Here is a 15,130-nt window from a genome sequence, read left to right as displayed (position 1 = left end):
CGACAAAGGCCGGTTCCCGTGACGTGGGTCACAGGGGAACCGGCCTCGGGTGCCGTACGGGAAGGGTCAGACCCCGGCGTAGGAGTGCTTGCCGGTGACGAAGATGTTCACGCCGTAGTAGTTGAAGAGCCAGCAGCCGAAGGCGATGAGCGCCAGGGTGGCCGCCTTGCGGCCCTTCCAGCCCGCGGTGGCGCGTGCGTGCAGGTAGCAGGCGTACGCGACCCAGGTGATGAAGGACCAGACCTCCTTGGGGTCCCAGCCCCAGTAGCGGCCCCAGGCGTCGCCCGCCCAGATCGCGCCCGCGACGATCGTGAAGGTCCACAGCGGGAAGACCGCGGCGTTGATGCGGTACGAGAACTTGTCGAGCGAGGCGGCCGCGGGCAGGCGTTCCAGGACCGAGGTGGCGAAGGAGCCGGGCTTCACGCCGCGGGCCAGCTTGTTCTCGTAGCTGTCGCGGAACAGGTAGAGCAGCGTGCCGACCGCGCCCAGGTAGAAGACCGCGCCGCAGAAGATCGCGGTGGAGACATGGATCCACAGCCAGTACGAGTGCAGGGCCGGGACCAGTTGGTCGCTGTCGGTGTAGAGCCAGGTGGTGGCGATGCCGAGGTCGAGGAGGACCGTGGTGACCAGCAGCAGGCCCATCCAGCGGACGTTCTTCCTCGCCAGCAGGAAGCCGAGGTACGCGCCGACCGCCACCGTGGAGAAGGTGATGGAGAACTCGTACATGTTGCCCCAGGGGGCCCGCTGCACCGACATCGCGCGGGCGACGACGCCGCCCGCCTCGACCAGGAAGGCCAGGACCGTCAGCGAGACGGCGATCCGGCCGTACAGGTCGCCCTTCTCGGTGCCGCCTGCCGCGCCGGGACCGTCCGGGACGTCGCGGGTGCCGGCCGCGGAGCGCGTGATGACCTTGGGCTTGTCCAGTACGGCGGTGCCGCCGGCCTGCTTGACCCGGACCGTGACCGAAGGGGCCGCGGCGGACCCGGCACCGGTCAGCGCGGCGGCCGTGCGGCCGACCTTGCTGCGGCTGCCGAAGACCCATTCCGCGATGTGCGCGAAGAAGGCCAGCGTGTAGACGGCCATCGACGAATAGATCAGCACATTGCTGATGTGCGCGAGATTCTCGTTGGTTGCGGCGGCGAGAGTCACTTCTCAGCCCCTTCGGCAGGTACGTCTGAGGAATCGGGCGCGGTCGGCGCCTCGGCGTTGAGGGTCAGGGCCAGATCGCCCAGCTCTTCGGGAAGCTTGGGGGACTCGCTGCGGCCGAGTCCCGCCAATTCGACGACGGTCACGCCGTCCTCACCGGTCACGGCCCGCACCCAGACCCGGCGGCGCTGGATGAACAGCGAGCCGACGAGGCCCGCGATGGCGGCGATGGCGCCGGTCAGCGCCCAGCCGTTCCCGGGCTGCTGCGAGATCTGGAAGCTCGCCCACTCCTTCACTTCCTTCTCGAAGGTGATGGAGCCCGCGCCGCCCGGGAGGGTCATCTTCTCGCCGGGCAGCAGCCGCGCCTTGAGGATCTGGCCCTTGGCGTCCTTGAACTGGGTCATCTTGGCGGTGTCGAGCTGGTACACGTTCTGCGGCAGGCCCGCGTTGACGCCGAGGCTGCCGTGGTAGCCGGTCAGCGCGATCACGGGGAACTCGAGGCCGGGGAACTGCGAGAACATGGTGCCCTTGCCCGCACCGCCGAACGTCGGCACGAAGAAGGCCTGGAAGCCCAGCTGGTCCTTCTTGCCGTTCTTGTCCCGGTAGCCGTCCATCACCTTGATCGCGCCGGTCGAGGTGATGTTGTTGTCGATCGGCAGCAGCGGGACGGCGCCGTTGAAGACGACCTTGCCCCGGCCGTCCCGGACGGTGACGACGGGCGCGTACCCGTGCGAGAGCAGATAGACCTTGGTGCCGTCGATGACCAGGGGCTTGTTGACCTGGATGACGGACTTCTTGTCCGGGCCGCCGCCCTGGGAATAGGTGACCCCGGCCTCGAAGGTGCGCGGCGTGCCGCGCTGCGGCCCGCTCTTCTCGTACGTACCCGTGAACCGGTCCAGCTTGAAGGTGAACGGCACGAGGTTGTCCGTGCGGAACAGCGAGCCGGACCTGAAGTCGTCGTACTGGGTGAGGGTGTTGGAGAAGCCGTCGCCCTCGACGATCAGCTTGCCGCCCTCCGACTTGAAGAGCTGGCCCGCGGCGAAGGCCACCAGCATCACGATCAGCGCGATGTGGAAGACCAGGTTGCCGGCCTCGCGCAGATAGCCCTTCTCGGCGGCGACCGCGTCACCGACGGTGTGGGCGCGGAAGCGGCGCTTCTTCAGCATCGCGAGCGCGGCCTCACGCACCTGCTCGGGCTCGGTGTGCGTACGCCAGGTCGTGTACGCGGGCAGCCGGGTCAGCCGTCCGGGCGCGCCCGGCGGGCGGCCGCGCAGCTGTCCGACGAACTGCCAGGAGCGCGGCACGATGCAGCCGATGAGCGAGACGAACAGCAGGATGTAGATCGCCGAGAACCACACCGAGCTGTAGACGTCGAAGAACTGCAGCTTCTCGTAGATCGGCGAGACCGTCGTGTGGGTCTCCTTGAAGGTCCGCACCTTCAGCTCGTCCACGCTGTTCTGCGGAATCAGTGAGCCGGGGATCGCGCCGAGCGAGAGCAGGAAGAGCAGGATCAGCGCGACCCGCATCGAGGTCAGCTGCCGCCAGAACCAGCGGACCCAGCCGACGACCGAGAGGGAGGGCCCGCCGGTGAGCTCCTCGCGGGGGGCGGTGGACAGCTGGGCGCCGGCCGCGCCGAGGTCCTTGCCGTCCTGGGCGTCCCCGCCGTCGCGCTGCTCTTCGGTCTCCGTCGTGCTCATGGAACTCAGATCCCCACCGTGAAGCCATTGGTCCAGCCCTGCATGTCCTGCACCAGGCTGTCCCAGACGCCGGTCAGCAGCAGCAGACCGGTCGCGATCATCATGATGCCGCCGATCCGCATCACCCAGGCGTAGTGGCGCTTGACCCACCCGAAGGCGCCGAGCGCCTTGCGGAAGGCCACCGCCGCGAGGACGAAGGGCAGTCCGAGCCCGATGCAGTACGCGACCGTCAGTATGGCCCCCCGGCCGGCGCTCGCCTGCTCGGCGGCCAGCGCGTTCACGGACGCGAGCGTCGGGCCGATGCACGGCGTCCAGCCGACCCCGAAGAGCGCGCCGAGCAGCGGTGCGCCGAGGAGCCCGGTCACCGGCCGCTTGTGGATACGGAATTCGCGCTGCGTGAGCCAGGGCATCAGCCCCATGAAGAACACGCCCAGCAGGATCATCAGCACGCCGAGGACCTTGGAGAGCGTCTCCTTCTCGGCCTGAAGGCTCGCGCCGAAGTAGCCGAAGAGGGCGCCGCCGGAGACGAAGACGGCGGTGAATCCGAGGACGAAGAGGGAGGCTCCCGCGACCATCCGGCCGCGCTTGGCCTCGGCCAGGTCGGTGCCGCTGACTCCGGTGACGTAGGAGAGGTAGCCGGGTACGAGAGGCAGCACGCACGGCGAGAAGAAGGAGACGAGACCGCCGAGTACGGCGATGGGCAGTGCGAGCAGCAGCGCACCGCTGAAGACCGTCTCATTCACCGCGACTCACCTCGCGAGGACCGTTCCACGATCACTTCTCCGCGACCAGCGGATCGATGATCTTGTGGAGTCCCTCGCTGTCGAGAGCCATGAGCGAGCGTGCCGCGATCTTTCCCTCCCGGTCGAGAACGATCGTGGAGGGAATGGCCTGCGGATTGAGGCTGCCCTTGGGGAAGCCGTTGACGATCAGCTTGCCCACCGGGTCGTACAGGCTCGGATAGCCGATCTCGTAATCCTTCTCGAAGGCGAGAGCCGGACCCTTGTTGGCGTCGCGGGTATTGATCCCGACGAACTCGACACCCTTGGCCTTGGTCTCCTTGGCGACCTTCGCGAAATGCGGTGCCTCGGCGCGGCAGGGCGGGCACCAGGAGCCCCAGACGTTCAGCACGACGACCTTGCCCTTGAGGTCGGCGACGTCGAGCTGCTTGCCGTCGAGGGTCTCGCCGGAGAGCGTGTGCGGGGTGGCGCGCTTGTTCTTGGCGACGGTGGAGATGCCACCGGTGTCGGTGACGAAGTTGGTGTCGCCGCCACCGCCGGACTTGCCGTTGGAGTCACCGCTGCAGGCCGACAGGGTGAGTGCGCCGGCAGCGACCACGGCGGTCAGCAGGGCGGCGCGGGGGGCACGGCTAAGGCTCATGTGAAAAGTTTCGCATGGCCCTTCCGCGGATCATTCCGCGCCCCCCTGGGTGCCCGTGAAGCCCCTTGTCAGGCTGCCTTGAAGAATGTGTTCCAGCCGCCTGCCGGGGACTGGCCGACCTCGAGCGTACGGAGCTTGGCGAGCACCTGCGGGTCCTGGACATCGAGCCAGTCGCAGAACTGCCGGAAGGAGACCAGCCGTACGTCCTTCTTGCCGGCCATGCCCTTGAGCACCTCTTCGACGGCGTCCATGTAGATGCCGCCGTTCCACTGCTCGAAGTGGTTGCCTATGTAGAAGGGCGCGCGATTGCTCTCGTAGGCCCGGTTGAATCCGGCGAGGTACGCCTCGGTGGCCTGCTTCTTCCAGCCGGGATAGCGCTCGGGCATGCCCTTGGTCGAATTGTTCGACTGATTGGCGAGGATGTTGTAGTCCATGGAGAGCACCTCGAAGGAGTGCCCGGGGAACGGAATCTGCTGGAGCGGCAGATCCCACAGGCCCTGGCGCTTCTCGGGCCACATCTGGCGGCCGCCGGGCGAGCTGGCGTCGTAGCGCCAGCCGAGCTTCTTCGCGGTGGGCAGCAGCTTGTCCTGGCCGAGCAGGCAGGGGGTGCGGGCGCCGACGAGTTCCTTGCGGTAGTCGAAGGGCAGCGGATCGATGTCCTTCCAGCCCGTGTTCGTACGCCACTCGGTGACGAACTTCACAGCCTGGTCCGTCTCGTTCTGCCAGTCGGCGGGCGACCAGTTGCCGACCGATCCCGAACCGCCGCAGAAATGCCCGTTGAAGTGCGTGCCTATCTCATGGCCGTCGAGCCATGCCTGGCGTACGTACTTCAGCGTCTCCCTGATGTGACCGTCGGTGAGATAACCGATGTCGGATGCGCCGATGCCGTTGTTCGGCGGGCGATAGAGCGTCTTCTTCGACTCGGGGAGCAGATAGAGCCCGGAGAGGAAGAACGTCATCGCGGCGTCATGATTCTTCGCGAGTTCGAGGAAGCGCGGGAAGAGGCCATTGCCGACCTCGCCCGCACCGTCCCAGGAAAAGATCACGAATTGCGGCGGCGTCTGGCCCGGTTCGAGCCGAACGGGCCTGGGCGGCTGGTTCGGCTGCTTGCCGGTGTCGGACGTGGAGCCGTCACCGATGAGCCGGCCCTGACTCCTGGACGGGGAGGGCTTGCCGTCCCCGCCGGATCCGGCTTGTCCCCCTTTGCCCTGACCCAAGGAGCCGCAGCCCGCGATTCCGATCGCGGCTGCGGCTCCAAGTCCCGCCCCGAGCAAGCCCCTTCGACTGATGTCGCCCATCTCGTCCCCCATCCACGCTCTCCCGGTCGGAGAGAGCACATCCAAACCGGCAATGGTCTAGATGGACTTCCGGAGAGAGGCGTTCCGGGGACTGGCGCCCATTTCGTGAAGGTTCGTGAAGAACTGTTTTCGATCTACGCGCCGAATGCTTTGGACTTGCCCTTCACAGGCTTTGCACCGGCGAGAAGATGAGCCGGAACAAGATCACGGGCGGGCTCGCTGTAACCGACAGAAACAATACGGTCGCCCTGATAGGTGAACGTGGTCAGGGACGCGAGCGTGCACTGCCGGCGGCGCGGGTCGTGCCACAGCCGGCGCCGCTCCACGAAGCTGCGCACGATCCAGATCGGCAGCTGATGGCTCACGCACACGGCCTCGTGCCCGCGGGCCGCGTCACGCGCCGCGTCGAGCGCGCCCATCATCCGTACGACCTGATCGACGTACGGCTCGCCCCACGAGGGGCGGAACGGGTTGGTCAGATGCTTCCAGTTGGACGGCTTGCGCAGCGCGCCGTCGCCGACGCCGAAGGTCTTGCCCTCGAAGACGTTGGCCGCCTCGATCAGCCGCTCGTCGGTGTCGAGGGTGAGGCTGTGGCTCTTGGCCACGGGAGCCGCGGTCTCCTGGGCTCGCTCCAGCGGGGAGGAGACGGCATGGGTGATGTCGCGGTCCGCGAGATGCTCGGCGACCCGGTCGGCCATCTGCCGGCCGAGCTCGGAGAGGTGGTACCCGGCGCGGCGGCCGTAGAGCACACCGTCGGGGTTCTCAACCTCGCCGTGGCGCACCAGATGGACGACGGTGATGTCCTTGTCCTCGTTCATGCGGACACCTCCGTCGCCTCGGCCGCGGCACGGGCGGCGGCGGGCAGCGCGGCGGCGATCCGCTCGACCGCCCGCTCGTCGTGGGCCGTGGAGACGAACCAGGACTCGAAGGCGGACGGCGGCAGATAGACGCCCTGGGAGAGCATCGAGTGGAAGAAGGCGGTGAAGCGGAAGGACTCCTGCTTCTTGGCGTCCTCGTAGTTCGTGACGTCCGAGCCGGTGAAGAAGACGGAGAACATGTTGCTCGCGCTCTGCAGCCGGTGGGCCACGCCCTCCTTGGAGAGCGCGTCGGTCACCAGCGACTGGATCTGTGCCGAGACGGCGTTGATCTTCACGTACGCGGCGTCGTCGAGCAGCCGGAGCTGCGCGAGCCCGGCGGCGGTGGCCACCGGGTTACCGGAGAGAGTGCCCGCCTGGTAGACCGGGCCGGCCGGGGCGAGATGCGCCATGACGTCCTGGCGGCCGCCGAAGGCCGCGGCGGGGAAGCCGCCGCCCATGACCTTGCCGAAGGTCATCAGGTCGGGCGCGACGCCGTCCACGCCGTACCAGCCGGCCCTGGACGTACGGAAGCCGGTCATGACCTCGTCGGAGATGTACAGCGCGCCGTTCTCGGCGCAGGCCGCCTTCAGGCCCTCGTTGAAGCCCGGCCGCGGCGGGACCACGCCCATGTTGCCCGGCGACGCCTCGGTGATCACACAGGCGATCTCGCCGGGGTGCGCCTGGAAGGCCTCGCGCACGGCCTGGATGTCGTTGTACGGCAGCACGATGGTGTCGCCCGCCTGCGCGCCCGTGACGCCGGGGGTGTCGGGCAGCCCGAAGGTCGCGACGCCCGAGCCGGCGGCGGCGAGCAGCGCGTCCACATGGCCGTGGTAGCAGCCGGCGAACTTCACGATCTTGGCGCGGCCGGTGAAACCGCGGGCCAGCCGGATCGCGGACATCGTCGCTTCCGTACCGCTGGAAACCAGCCGTACCTGCTCGACGGGCTCGATACGGGCCACGATCTCCTCGGCGAGTGCCACCTCACCCTCGCCGGGCGTGCCGAAGGAGGTTCCGCGGGCCACGGCGGACTGCACGGCCTCGATGACGGCCGGGTGGGAGTGCCCGAGGATCATCGGTCCCCACGAGCAGACGAGGTCGACATACTCGCGCCCGTCGGCGTCGGTGAGGTACGGACCCGTACCGGACACCATGAACCGGGGCGTACCGCCCACGGCTCGGAAGGCTCGGACAGGAGAGTTCACGCCGCCGGGCGTCACGAGGGACGCACGGTCGAAAAGCGTCTGCGAAACGGGGGCTTCGTATGAATACGCCACTTTGGTCCTGATCTGCTATGCGGGTGTTCGGGGTGCCGGGACGGAGGATCTCGGCCACCGGTGAGCAGGGAGCGCGGTCTCCTCGTATTACGAAAGGGCGTCACCACGCTCGCGTCTGCGAAACTGGGGCGACACAGGGAAAGCTCACGGAATCCATGGTGTCAGAGCCTTCGACGTTCTTGCGGACTGGTGTTTCACAGCACGTTCGTGGGGGAGGTCACTGTCACGATGATCGGGTTGCGCGGCGGGGGCTGCGAGTGGTCGGGTGGAGATATGCATCGCGGTGGCGGACTGGGCGAGGGGACCGACGGTCTGGGTCCTGAGCCTGCCCGGCGGGGAAAGCACCGGCGAGGCGAATCGGGCGCGGGCGAACCCATGGAAAGCGCCAGCGAACCCATGGAAAGCAGGAGCGGCCGAGTGGGGGTGACCTACAAGTACTTCGGCGCACCCGACGGCGCCACGGCGGCACGCGTGCCGATCTCGATGCGCCCCGAGGAACTGGGCGGCGACGAGCTCGGCATGGGCGGAATGTTCGCCAAGATCAAGCCGGAGACCATAGCCGCGATGGTGCTGACGGGCATCCAGGGCATGCCGCTGAACAAGGTGCCGCCGCTGGAGCTGGTGGTGCTCCACCCCGACTATGCGGTGGTCAAGCTTCCGATGACGGTGGTCGACCCCCTGCGCGGCATCGGCGAGGAGTCGGTGGGCGCGGCGGCCTTCATATGGTCGACGGTCCCGGACCGGGGCGGTCCGCGGGACGCGTTCAACGTGTACCAACTGCTTCACGAGTGGCAGGACTTCTCGGTGCGGTTGCATGAGGCGGGGCACCAGCCGTACTGCCTGGTGTGGCCCTAGCGGGCCTCGTCCGGCCGGATCGCACAGGCCGAGCCCGGGCGGCGCGCCGTTGACCTGGGCGAAGCGCAGATCGCGGGAGGGCGCCGCGTGTAAGACGGCCTACGGCCGCCAGTGCGGATCGCGGCCCGTCAGCCCCAGCACCCGGTCGAAGGCGGACGCGTCCTGGCCCACCTCGACGGGCTCGCCGTACACGCCGCCCTTGTGGGCCATCGGCGCCAGCTCCGCGAGGGCGGGCTCGATCTCCTCGACGACGGCCGGGTCCGGCGTGAAGTCCTGTCCGGTGGCGCGGGCCAGGTCCCAGGCGTGCACGGTCAGATCGCCCAGCGCCATGTTGGCGACGGTCCTGGCCGGGAAGCCCATCCTCCCGGTGGTGCCCTCCTCGGCGCCGGGAGCCGCCCACGCCGCGACGAGTGCGTCGGCCTCGTCGGCGAACCGGGACCGCCAGTCGCCGTCCATGTAGTGCGGTTCGGCACCGAAGTCGGATTCCTGCTTCGCGGCCAGCTTCTGGAAGTTGATCAGCACCTGGATGAGGTGATCGGTCAGAGTGCGTACGTCGTACTCGGCGCAGGGCGTCGGGTCGGCCAGTTGGTCCTCGGTGATGCCGCGCACCACCGGTACGGCCCGCCTCGCCGCCGCGTCGAGCAGCTCACTGATGGGTTTCGTCATGCCTCGACGGTAGGCCCGGCAGAGTCCCTGCGTATTGAACAAACGCGACATAGGATCCGCGTCATGGCAGGTCCGCGCCGCGACACCAGGGGAATCGTCGAAGCCCGCGAGCTCTTCGCGCGGGTCGACTTCCGCCGCCGCGAGCCCGCGCCCGAGCTGCGTCCGTATCTCGAGCACTACTGGCTCATCGACTGGGACCTGCCGGAGCCGTACGCCTCGCATGTGGTGCCGCATCCGTCCGTGAACGTGGTCTTCCAGCGGTACGGCGACAAGCCGCCGTGGGGCGAGGTCGCGGGCATCGGCCTGGGGCTGTTCACGCAGAAGCTGGAGGGGCGGGGGCGGGTGTGCGGGGTGCAGTTCCGGCCCGGCGGCTTCCGGCCGTTCGCCCCCGGGCGGCCCGTGTCCGACTGGACGGGGCAGCGCCTGCCGCTCGCGGACGTCCTCGCGGGCACGGCGGGCGCGGACACGGACACGGCGGGCGCGATCCTCGGGCCGGAGGCGGAGGACGAGCGGGTCGCCGCGCTCGACGCCTTCCTGCTGGGGCTGGAGCCCGCGGCGGACCCGCAGGCGCTGCGCGCGATGGAGCTGGTCAATCTGGTGCGCAGGGACCGTACGATCCGGCGGGTCGCCGAGCTGGCGGAGGCGGAAGGGGTGTCGGCGCGTTCGCTGCAGCGGCTCTTCGCGGCGTACGTCGGGGTAGGCCCGAAGTGGGTCATCCTGCGCTACCGCATCCATGAGGCACTGGAGCGGGCAGAGGCGGCGGAGGACGCCGCGGCCGAGGGTGGCGGCGGGGGGACGGACGCCGGCGTGCTGGACTGGGCCGCGCTGGCCGCCGAGCTCGGCTACAGCGACCAGGCCCATCTCGTACGGGACTTCACGGCGACGGTGGGCGTACCGCCGACCGCATATGCGCGCCAAGCCCCTTAGGTCCTGTCAGTAACTCACGGTGACGCCGACCGCGCCCGTGCCATGGGCGGCCGCGTACCGCAGCACTCGCAGCGGCCCGTCCAGCAGCGTGCGCGCGTCGAAGCCGGGCTCGTCGCTCATGGCCGACATCCAGGCGTCGACACGGCCGATGATCTCGGTACGGCGGGGCCCGGTGACGGCGAGCACGGACTCGGCGTGCGGCAGGACGGCCCGTACCTCGGCGGCGGTCAGCAGGAAGTCGCCGAACCAGCCGGGGAGGCCGGCCGCGGCCTTGGCCCCCAGGCCGTAACAGAGGGCGACGGCCGGATCGCTCTTGCGTGCCGCGGCTGCGAACGCGGCTTCCCCTTCCGCGTCCCGCAACAGGTCCATGCCCGCCTCCTTCATCGCGGCGACGGGCGGCGCGCTGGGCCCGCCACTGCGCGCGAAGGCGGCGAAGCGGAGGGCTGCGGGCGTGGGCCCGGGCGTGAAGTACGGTTCGCGGTCACCGCCGCCGAGCCACCACGCCAGATCCTCGGCGTAGCCCGGAGGCGTGGTCCACTCCCCCTTCAGATGCGCGAAACGCCCGGGCAGGGCGGCGACTTCGGCATCGGGGACGGCGCCGATCGCCCACACACCGGTGAAGCTCATCCTCAGGACCCCCGGTTGTCAGACCCCCGTCTTACAGTGCGTGACATGGAGATCAAAGCATCGGCGGTGCGGATCGAGCCATGGTCTGAGGACGACTTCGACCTTCTCCGGGCTGCGAACGCACCGGAGTTGATGGAACACCTGGGAGGCCCGGAGACAGAGGAGCAGCTGGTCAAGCGGCACGCGCGCTATGTGGAGCTGAGCTTTGACCGTACGGGCAGGGGCCGGATGTACCGCATCGTCCTGGAGGAGACCGGGGAGTCGGTGGGCTCGGTCGGCTTCTGGGAGAGGACCTGGCAGGGCGAGGAGGTGTACGAGACGGGGTGGGGCGTCCTGCTCGGCTTCCAGGGGCGCGGGATCGCGACATCGGGCACGCGCGCGGTGGTCGAGGCGGCGCGCGCCGAGCACAAGCACCGCTATCTGCACGCGTTCCCGCCCCCTGACAACGGCCCGTCGAACGCGGTGTGCAGGAAAGTGGGCTTCGAGCTGCTGGGCGAGTGCGACTTCGAGTACCCGCCGGGCCATGTGGCGGTGTCCAACGACTGGCGACTGGACCTGTGGGGAACTCCGCCCGCCGGCTGAGGCGCGGCTGACGCGCGGGCTGGTGCGGGTCTGCTTGACGAGAGGGCCACTTTCGCGGATATTTATCTGCGCCACACAGATTCTGCGCGGCGCCAAGCATGTGCAACTCCCTTAAGGAACCCCACCCATGACCGTCCTCGTCACCGGAAGCCGCGGCAAAGTCGGCTCCGCCCTCATCGCGCTCCTCCACGAGGCCGGAGCCGGTGTCCGCGCCGCCTCCGCCGCCCCCGACGAGCTCAGCCTCCCGACGGGGGTCGAAGCCGTGCACTGCGCGCTCGACGACCCCGCGACCTTCCCGGCCGCCCTCGACTCCGTGACCTCTGTCTTTCTGTACGCGGAGCCGTCGCAGACCGGCGCGTTCCTCGACGCCGCCGCGGCGGCGGGCGTCGAACACATCGTGCTTCTCTCCTCCAGCTCCGTCCTCGATCCGGGCGCCGCCGACAACCCGATCGCCGCGTCGCATCTCGCCGTCGAGCAGGCGCTCGCCGCCTCGCCCGTCGAGACGAGCGTGCTTCAGCCGGGCGCCTTCGCGGCCAACGCGTTCCAGTGGCGCTGGGCGCTGGAGTCCGCGGGCTCGATCGACCTGCCGTACCCAGGCAGTTACGGCGACCCCATCCACGAACGCGACATCGCCGAGGCGGCGTTCGCGCTGCTCACCCGGCCGGAGCTGCGCGGCAGGACGTACCACCTGACCGGCCCCGAATCCCTCACCTTCACCGAGCAACTCGCCATCCTGGAACGCGCGGTCGGCAGCCCCTTCCCCTACACCACGGTGAGCCGCGAGGCGTGGAAGGCGGCCATGGCCGGATACATGCCGGGCGCCTTCGCCGACGGACTGCTCGACTACTGGGCCTCGACCGACGGCTCGCCCACGCCGCTGACCGACGCCGTCGAGGAACTGACCGGCCACCCGGCCCGCAGTTTCGCCGCGTGGGCGGCGGAGAACGCCGACGCCTTCAAAACGGCCTGGCTGACTCGGGCCGCCCGATGACATGCTGGCGGCGTGAACGGACCGGAAATCCATCTCAGCGTCGCCCCTGAGCTGCGCCTCTTCGTCCCTTCGGACCGCCGCCAGGGACGTACGGCCCTGGTCACCGACGGCTCGTCGACCCTCGGCCATGTCATCGAGTCGCTCGGCGTCCCGCTCACCGAGGCCGGCCGGGTGCTCGTGGACGGCCGCGAGGTGCCCGTCTCCCACATCCCGCGCACCGGCGAGACCGTCGAGGTGCTCGGCGTCGAACGGCCCCAGGAGGTCCCCGGAGCCCCGCTGCGCTTCCTCCTCGACGTCCACCTCGGCACGCTGGCGCGACGGCTGCGGCTCCTCGGCCTCGACGCCGCGTACGAGAACGAGGACATCGGCGACCCGGCGCTGGCCACCCTCTCGGCGAAGGAGCAGCGGGTCCTGCTCTCCCGGGACCGCGGACTGCTGAGGCGGCGGGAGATCTGGGCGGGGGCGTACATCTACAGCGACCGCCCGGACGACCAACTGCGGGACGTACTGGAGCGGTTCGCGCCAAGGCTCGCGCCGTGGACCCGCTGCACGGCGTGCAACGGGCGGCTGACGGACGCGGACAAGGACTCGGTCCAGGACCAGCTGCAGCAGGGCACGCAGCGGACGTACGACGTGTTCGCGCGGTGCACGGCCTGCGAGCGCGTGTACTGGCGGGGCGCGCACCATGCCCGCCTGGAGGCGATCGTCGAAGAGGCACTGAGGGAATTCGGCGACGCCGCGGCGTAATTTCAGCCCGTCCGGCGCTCAGGCGGCGCGGCTGCATATCCAGCCCGTCCGGCGTTTGAGGGCACTCCCCTTACGCCTTGCGGGCGTCGGGGGGACCCCCAGAACGGCGTATGGGGGCTCGGGGGCGGAGCCCAGGTTCGCGCCGCGAAGCCGGCGCAGGGGTCTGGGGGCTTGCCCCCAGTTCGGGGTGGGGGTACCTCCCACGGCCGCCAGGCCGTATGGGGAGGGCGGGTAGGGGAAAGCCCGCGGCAGGCGCCCCGCACCCGCACCCAGCACCCGCACCCCGCACCGCGCCCGCGCCCCCGCGTCAGAGCTCGCCGCCCCGCAACCGCTCCACCTGCGCCGCACTGAGCTCGACCGTCCGCCTCATGTGCGCGGTGAGGAGCGCGATCTCCTCATCGCTGTACGCGTCGAACATGGCGAACCACGAGCCGTTCAGCTTCTGCCACACCTCGCCGAACTCCGCCATGCGTTCGGGCACCAGCGTCACCAGCACCCGCCGCCGGTCCTCGATGTCGCGCTCGCGCGTGACGTATCCGGCCCGCTCCAGCCGGTCGACGAGCCGCGTCGCGGACCCGGTGGTCAGCCCGGTCAGCTCGGCGACACGTCCGGTGGTCACCGGGCCGGGCTCGAGCGCCAGCAGATTGAGGCACTGCAAGTCGGTGGGATGCAGCCGCAGATGGTCGGCGAGGGCCTGGTTGAACAGGGCGTACGAGGCCATATAGCGCCGCGAGGCGGTGGACAGCTCGTCCATCAGCCTGCCGCGACCGGCCACACTCTTCTGCGTCATGCAGAGATTGTACGAACCAAGCTGAACCGTCGCCGCCGGCGAGGCGGGGAGCTTCGGCGGGCGTCATACGGGCGCGAGGCCTCGCGTGGCAGGCTGCCCCCATGCTCGTCGTCCGTTCCGCTGCCCTCTTCCTCGTCGCCGCCGTCTTCGAGATCGGCGGAGCCTGGCTCGTCTGGCAGGGACTCAGGGAGCACCGGGGCTGGATCTGGATCGGCGCGGGCGTCATCGCCCTCGGTGCGTACGGCTTTGTCGCGACGCTCCAGCCGGAGGGCGAGTTCGGGCGGATCCTCGCCGCGTACGGCGGAGTCTTCGTCGCGGGCTCCCTCGCCTGGGGCATGGTCGCCGACGGCTACCGCCCGGACCGCTGGGACGTGATCGGGGCGCTGGTCTGCCTCGCGGGCATGGCATTGATCATGTACGCACCACGGAGCCGCTGACGCCGGGCCGTCGCTCGCGGGACCCGCCGCCTATCCTGGGCCCGTATCGATCACATGCGCGAGGAGTACGACATGACCGCCGCTGGGACCCCCGTCGCCGTCATCACCGGAGCCAGCAGCGGCATCGGCGCCGCCACCGCACGCGGGCTCGCGGCCGCCGGGTACCACGTCGTCCTCACCGCCCGCCGCAAGGACCGTATCGAAGTGCTCGCGGCCGAGCTCGCCGCCGCGGGCCACCGGGCCACCGCGTACGCCCTCGATGTCACCGACCGCCCGGCCGTCGACGAGTTCGCCTCGTCCCTCGACCGCTGCGACGTCCTCGTCAACAACGCGGGCGGCGCACTCGGCGCGGACCCCGTCGCCACCGGCGACCCCGCCGACTGGCGCCAGATGTTCGAGGTCAACGTCATCGGCGCCCTCAACACCACCCAGGCGCTGCTCCCGGCCCTCACCTCCGGCGGCGACGGCACCGTCGTGATCCTCTCCTCCACCGCGGGCTTCGCGACCTACGAGGGCGGCGGCGGCTATGTCGCCGCCAAGCACGGCGCCCATGTCCTCGCCGAGACCCTCCGGCTGGAGATCGTCGGCACCCCGGTCCGGGTGATCGAGATCGCGCCCGGCATGGTCAAGACCGAGGAGTTCGCCACGACCCGCTTCCGCGGCGACGAGGAGAGGGCCGCAAAGGTCTACGCGGGCGTGGCCCAGCCGCTCACCGCCGACGACGTGGCGGACACCATCACCTGGGCGGTCACCCGCCCCTCGCACGTCAACATCGACCTTCTGGTGGTCCGTCCCCGCGCCCAGGCCTCCAACTCCAAGGTCCACCGCGAGCTGTAGGCCCATCCTCCGCCCAGTC

The 15,130-nt window shown here is 69.7% G+C and carries 17 protein-coding genes; 7 read left to right on the top strand and 10 right to left on the bottom strand.

What is annotated here, in order from left to right:
- Positions 1–66: 66 nt before the first annotated feature.
- From ccsB to hemL, 7 genes are all read right to left on the bottom strand, one after another.
- Positions 67–1,149 (bottom strand): c-type cytochrome biogenesis protein CcsB, encoded by a 1,083-nt coding sequence (gene ccsB / locus OG741_RS23295; protein WP_405600866.1) that lies wholly within the window; start codon positions 1,147–1,149, stop codon positions 67–69.
- A complete protein-coding gene (locus OG741_RS23290; RefSeq protein ID WP_405600863.1) occupies positions 1,146–2,843 on the bottom strand; it encodes a cytochrome c biogenesis protein ResB in 1,698 nt (565 codons plus the stop codon). The genes ccsB and OG741_RS23290 overlap by 4 nt, the downstream gene beginning before the upstream one ends.
- A 5-nt stretch (positions 2,844–2,848) precedes the next feature.
- Entirely contained in the window at positions 2,849–3,586 is a 738-nt protein-coding gene (locus OG741_RS23285) for a cytochrome c biogenesis CcdA family protein (protein WP_405600860.1), read from the bottom strand.
- 31 nt (positions 3,587–3,617) lie between these two features.
- The gene (locus OG741_RS23280; RefSeq protein ID WP_405600858.1) at positions 3,618–4,223 is read right to left on the bottom strand and encodes a TlpA family protein disulfide reductase; all 606 of its coding nucleotides are present in this window, start codon (positions 4,221–4,223) and stop codon (positions 3,618–3,620) included.
- A gap of 68 nt (positions 4,224–4,291) precedes the next feature.
- On the bottom strand, positions 4,292–5,521 hold the full coding sequence (locus OG741_RS23275) for a hypothetical protein (protein WP_405605728.1): 1,230 nt from the start codon (positions 5,519–5,521) through the stop codon (positions 4,292–4,294).
- A 134-nt stretch (positions 5,522–5,655) separates the two neighbouring features.
- Positions 5,656–6,339: a histidine phosphatase family protein gene (locus OG741_RS23270; RefSeq protein ID WP_405600856.1), complete on the bottom strand. Its 684-nt coding sequence runs from the start codon at positions 6,337–6,339 to the stop codon at positions 5,656–5,658.
- Positions 6,336–7,652 carry a glutamate-1-semialdehyde 2,1-aminomutase gene (hemL, locus tag OG741_RS23265; RefSeq protein ID WP_405600854.1) on the bottom strand — a complete coding sequence of 439 codons (1,317 nt, stop codon included), beginning with the start codon at positions 7,650–7,652 and terminating at the stop codon, positions 6,336–6,338. Before hemL ends, OG741_RS23270 begins: the two co-directional genes overlap by 4 nt.
- A gap of 273 nt (positions 7,653–7,925) precedes the next feature.
- Between hemL and OG741_RS23260 the strand changes: the two genes are divergently transcribed.
- Complete coding sequence (locus OG741_RS23260) at positions 7,926–8,507, top strand: hypothetical protein (RefSeq protein WP_405605726.1); 582 nt, start codon at positions 7,926–7,928, stop codon at positions 8,505–8,507.
- Between the two features lie 99 nt (positions 8,508–8,606).
- Here OG741_RS23260 and OG741_RS23255 read toward each other — a convergent pair whose 3' ends face one another.
- A complete protein-coding gene (locus OG741_RS23255; protein WP_405600851.1) occupies positions 8,607–9,173 on the bottom strand; it encodes a TIGR03086 family metal-binding protein in 567 nt (188 codons plus the stop codon).
- 63 nt (positions 9,174–9,236) lie between these two features.
- On the opposite strand from OG741_RS23255, the gene OG741_RS23250 reads away from it, so the two are divergent.
- Positions 9,237–10,100 carry a DUF6597 domain-containing transcriptional factor gene (locus tag OG741_RS23250; protein ID WP_405600848.1) on the top strand — a complete coding sequence of 288 codons (864 nt, stop codon included), beginning with the start codon at positions 9,237–9,239 and terminating at the stop codon, positions 10,098–10,100.
- A gap of 6 nt (positions 10,101–10,106) precedes the next feature.
- Here the strand turns inward: OG741_RS23250 and OG741_RS23245 are convergent, their stop codons facing one another.
- Positions 10,107–10,727, bottom strand: coding sequence for a hypothetical protein (locus OG741_RS23245; RefSeq protein ID WP_405600846.1), 621 nt, complete (start codon positions 10,725–10,727; stop codon positions 10,107–10,109).
- A gap of 45 nt (positions 10,728–10,772) precedes the next feature.
- Between OG741_RS23245 and OG741_RS23240 the strand changes: the two genes are divergently transcribed.
- The 3 genes from OG741_RS23240 (at position 10,773) to OG741_RS23230 (ending at position 13,047) form a co-directional block, all read left to right on the top strand.
- Positions 10,773–11,309, top strand: a complete 537-nt coding sequence (locus tag OG741_RS23240; protein WP_405600844.1) for a GNAT family N-acetyltransferase — start codon at positions 10,773–10,775, stop codon at positions 11,307–11,309.
- 127 nt (positions 11,310–11,436) lie between these two features.
- Positions 11,437–12,300, top strand: coding sequence for an NAD(P)H-binding protein (locus OG741_RS23235; RefSeq protein ID WP_405600842.1), 864 nt, complete (start codon positions 11,437–11,439; stop codon positions 12,298–12,300).
- 12 nt (positions 12,301–12,312) lie between these two features.
- Positions 12,313–13,047 carry a Mut7-C RNAse domain-containing protein gene (locus tag OG741_RS23230; protein ID WP_405600841.1) on the top strand — a complete coding sequence of 245 codons (735 nt, stop codon included), beginning with the start codon at positions 12,313–12,315 and terminating at the stop codon, positions 13,045–13,047.
- Positions 13,048–13,354: 307 nt separating this feature from the next.
- On the opposite strand, the gene OG741_RS23225 is transcribed toward OG741_RS23230, so the two are convergent.
- Entirely contained in the window at positions 13,355–13,837 is a 483-nt protein-coding gene (locus tag OG741_RS23225; protein WP_405600839.1) for a MarR family winged helix-turn-helix transcriptional regulator, read from the bottom strand.
- Between the two features lie 101 nt (positions 13,838–13,938).
- Between OG741_RS23225 and OG741_RS23220 the strand changes: the two genes are divergently transcribed.
- On the top strand, positions 13,939–14,274 hold the full coding sequence (locus OG741_RS23220; protein WP_266479462.1) for a YnfA family protein: 336 nt from the start codon (positions 13,939–13,941) through the stop codon (positions 14,272–14,274).
- 72 nt (positions 14,275–14,346) lie between these two features.
- The gene (locus OG741_RS23215) at positions 14,347–15,111 is read left to right on the top strand and encodes an SDR family NAD(P)-dependent oxidoreductase (RefSeq protein WP_405600837.1); all 765 of its coding nucleotides are present in this window, start codon (positions 14,347–14,349) and stop codon (positions 15,109–15,111) included.
- Positions 15,112–15,130: the final 19 nt, after the last annotated feature.

This window comes from Streptomyces sp. NBC_01410 (assembly GCF_045040195.1).
In the GTDB taxonomy this organism is placed as follows: domain Bacteria; phylum Actinomycetota; class Actinomycetes; order Streptomycetales; family Streptomycetaceae; genus Streptomyces.
The sequence above is the reverse complement of the archived record's forward strand: the minus strand, read 5'-3'. Positions and strand labels throughout refer to the sequence as shown.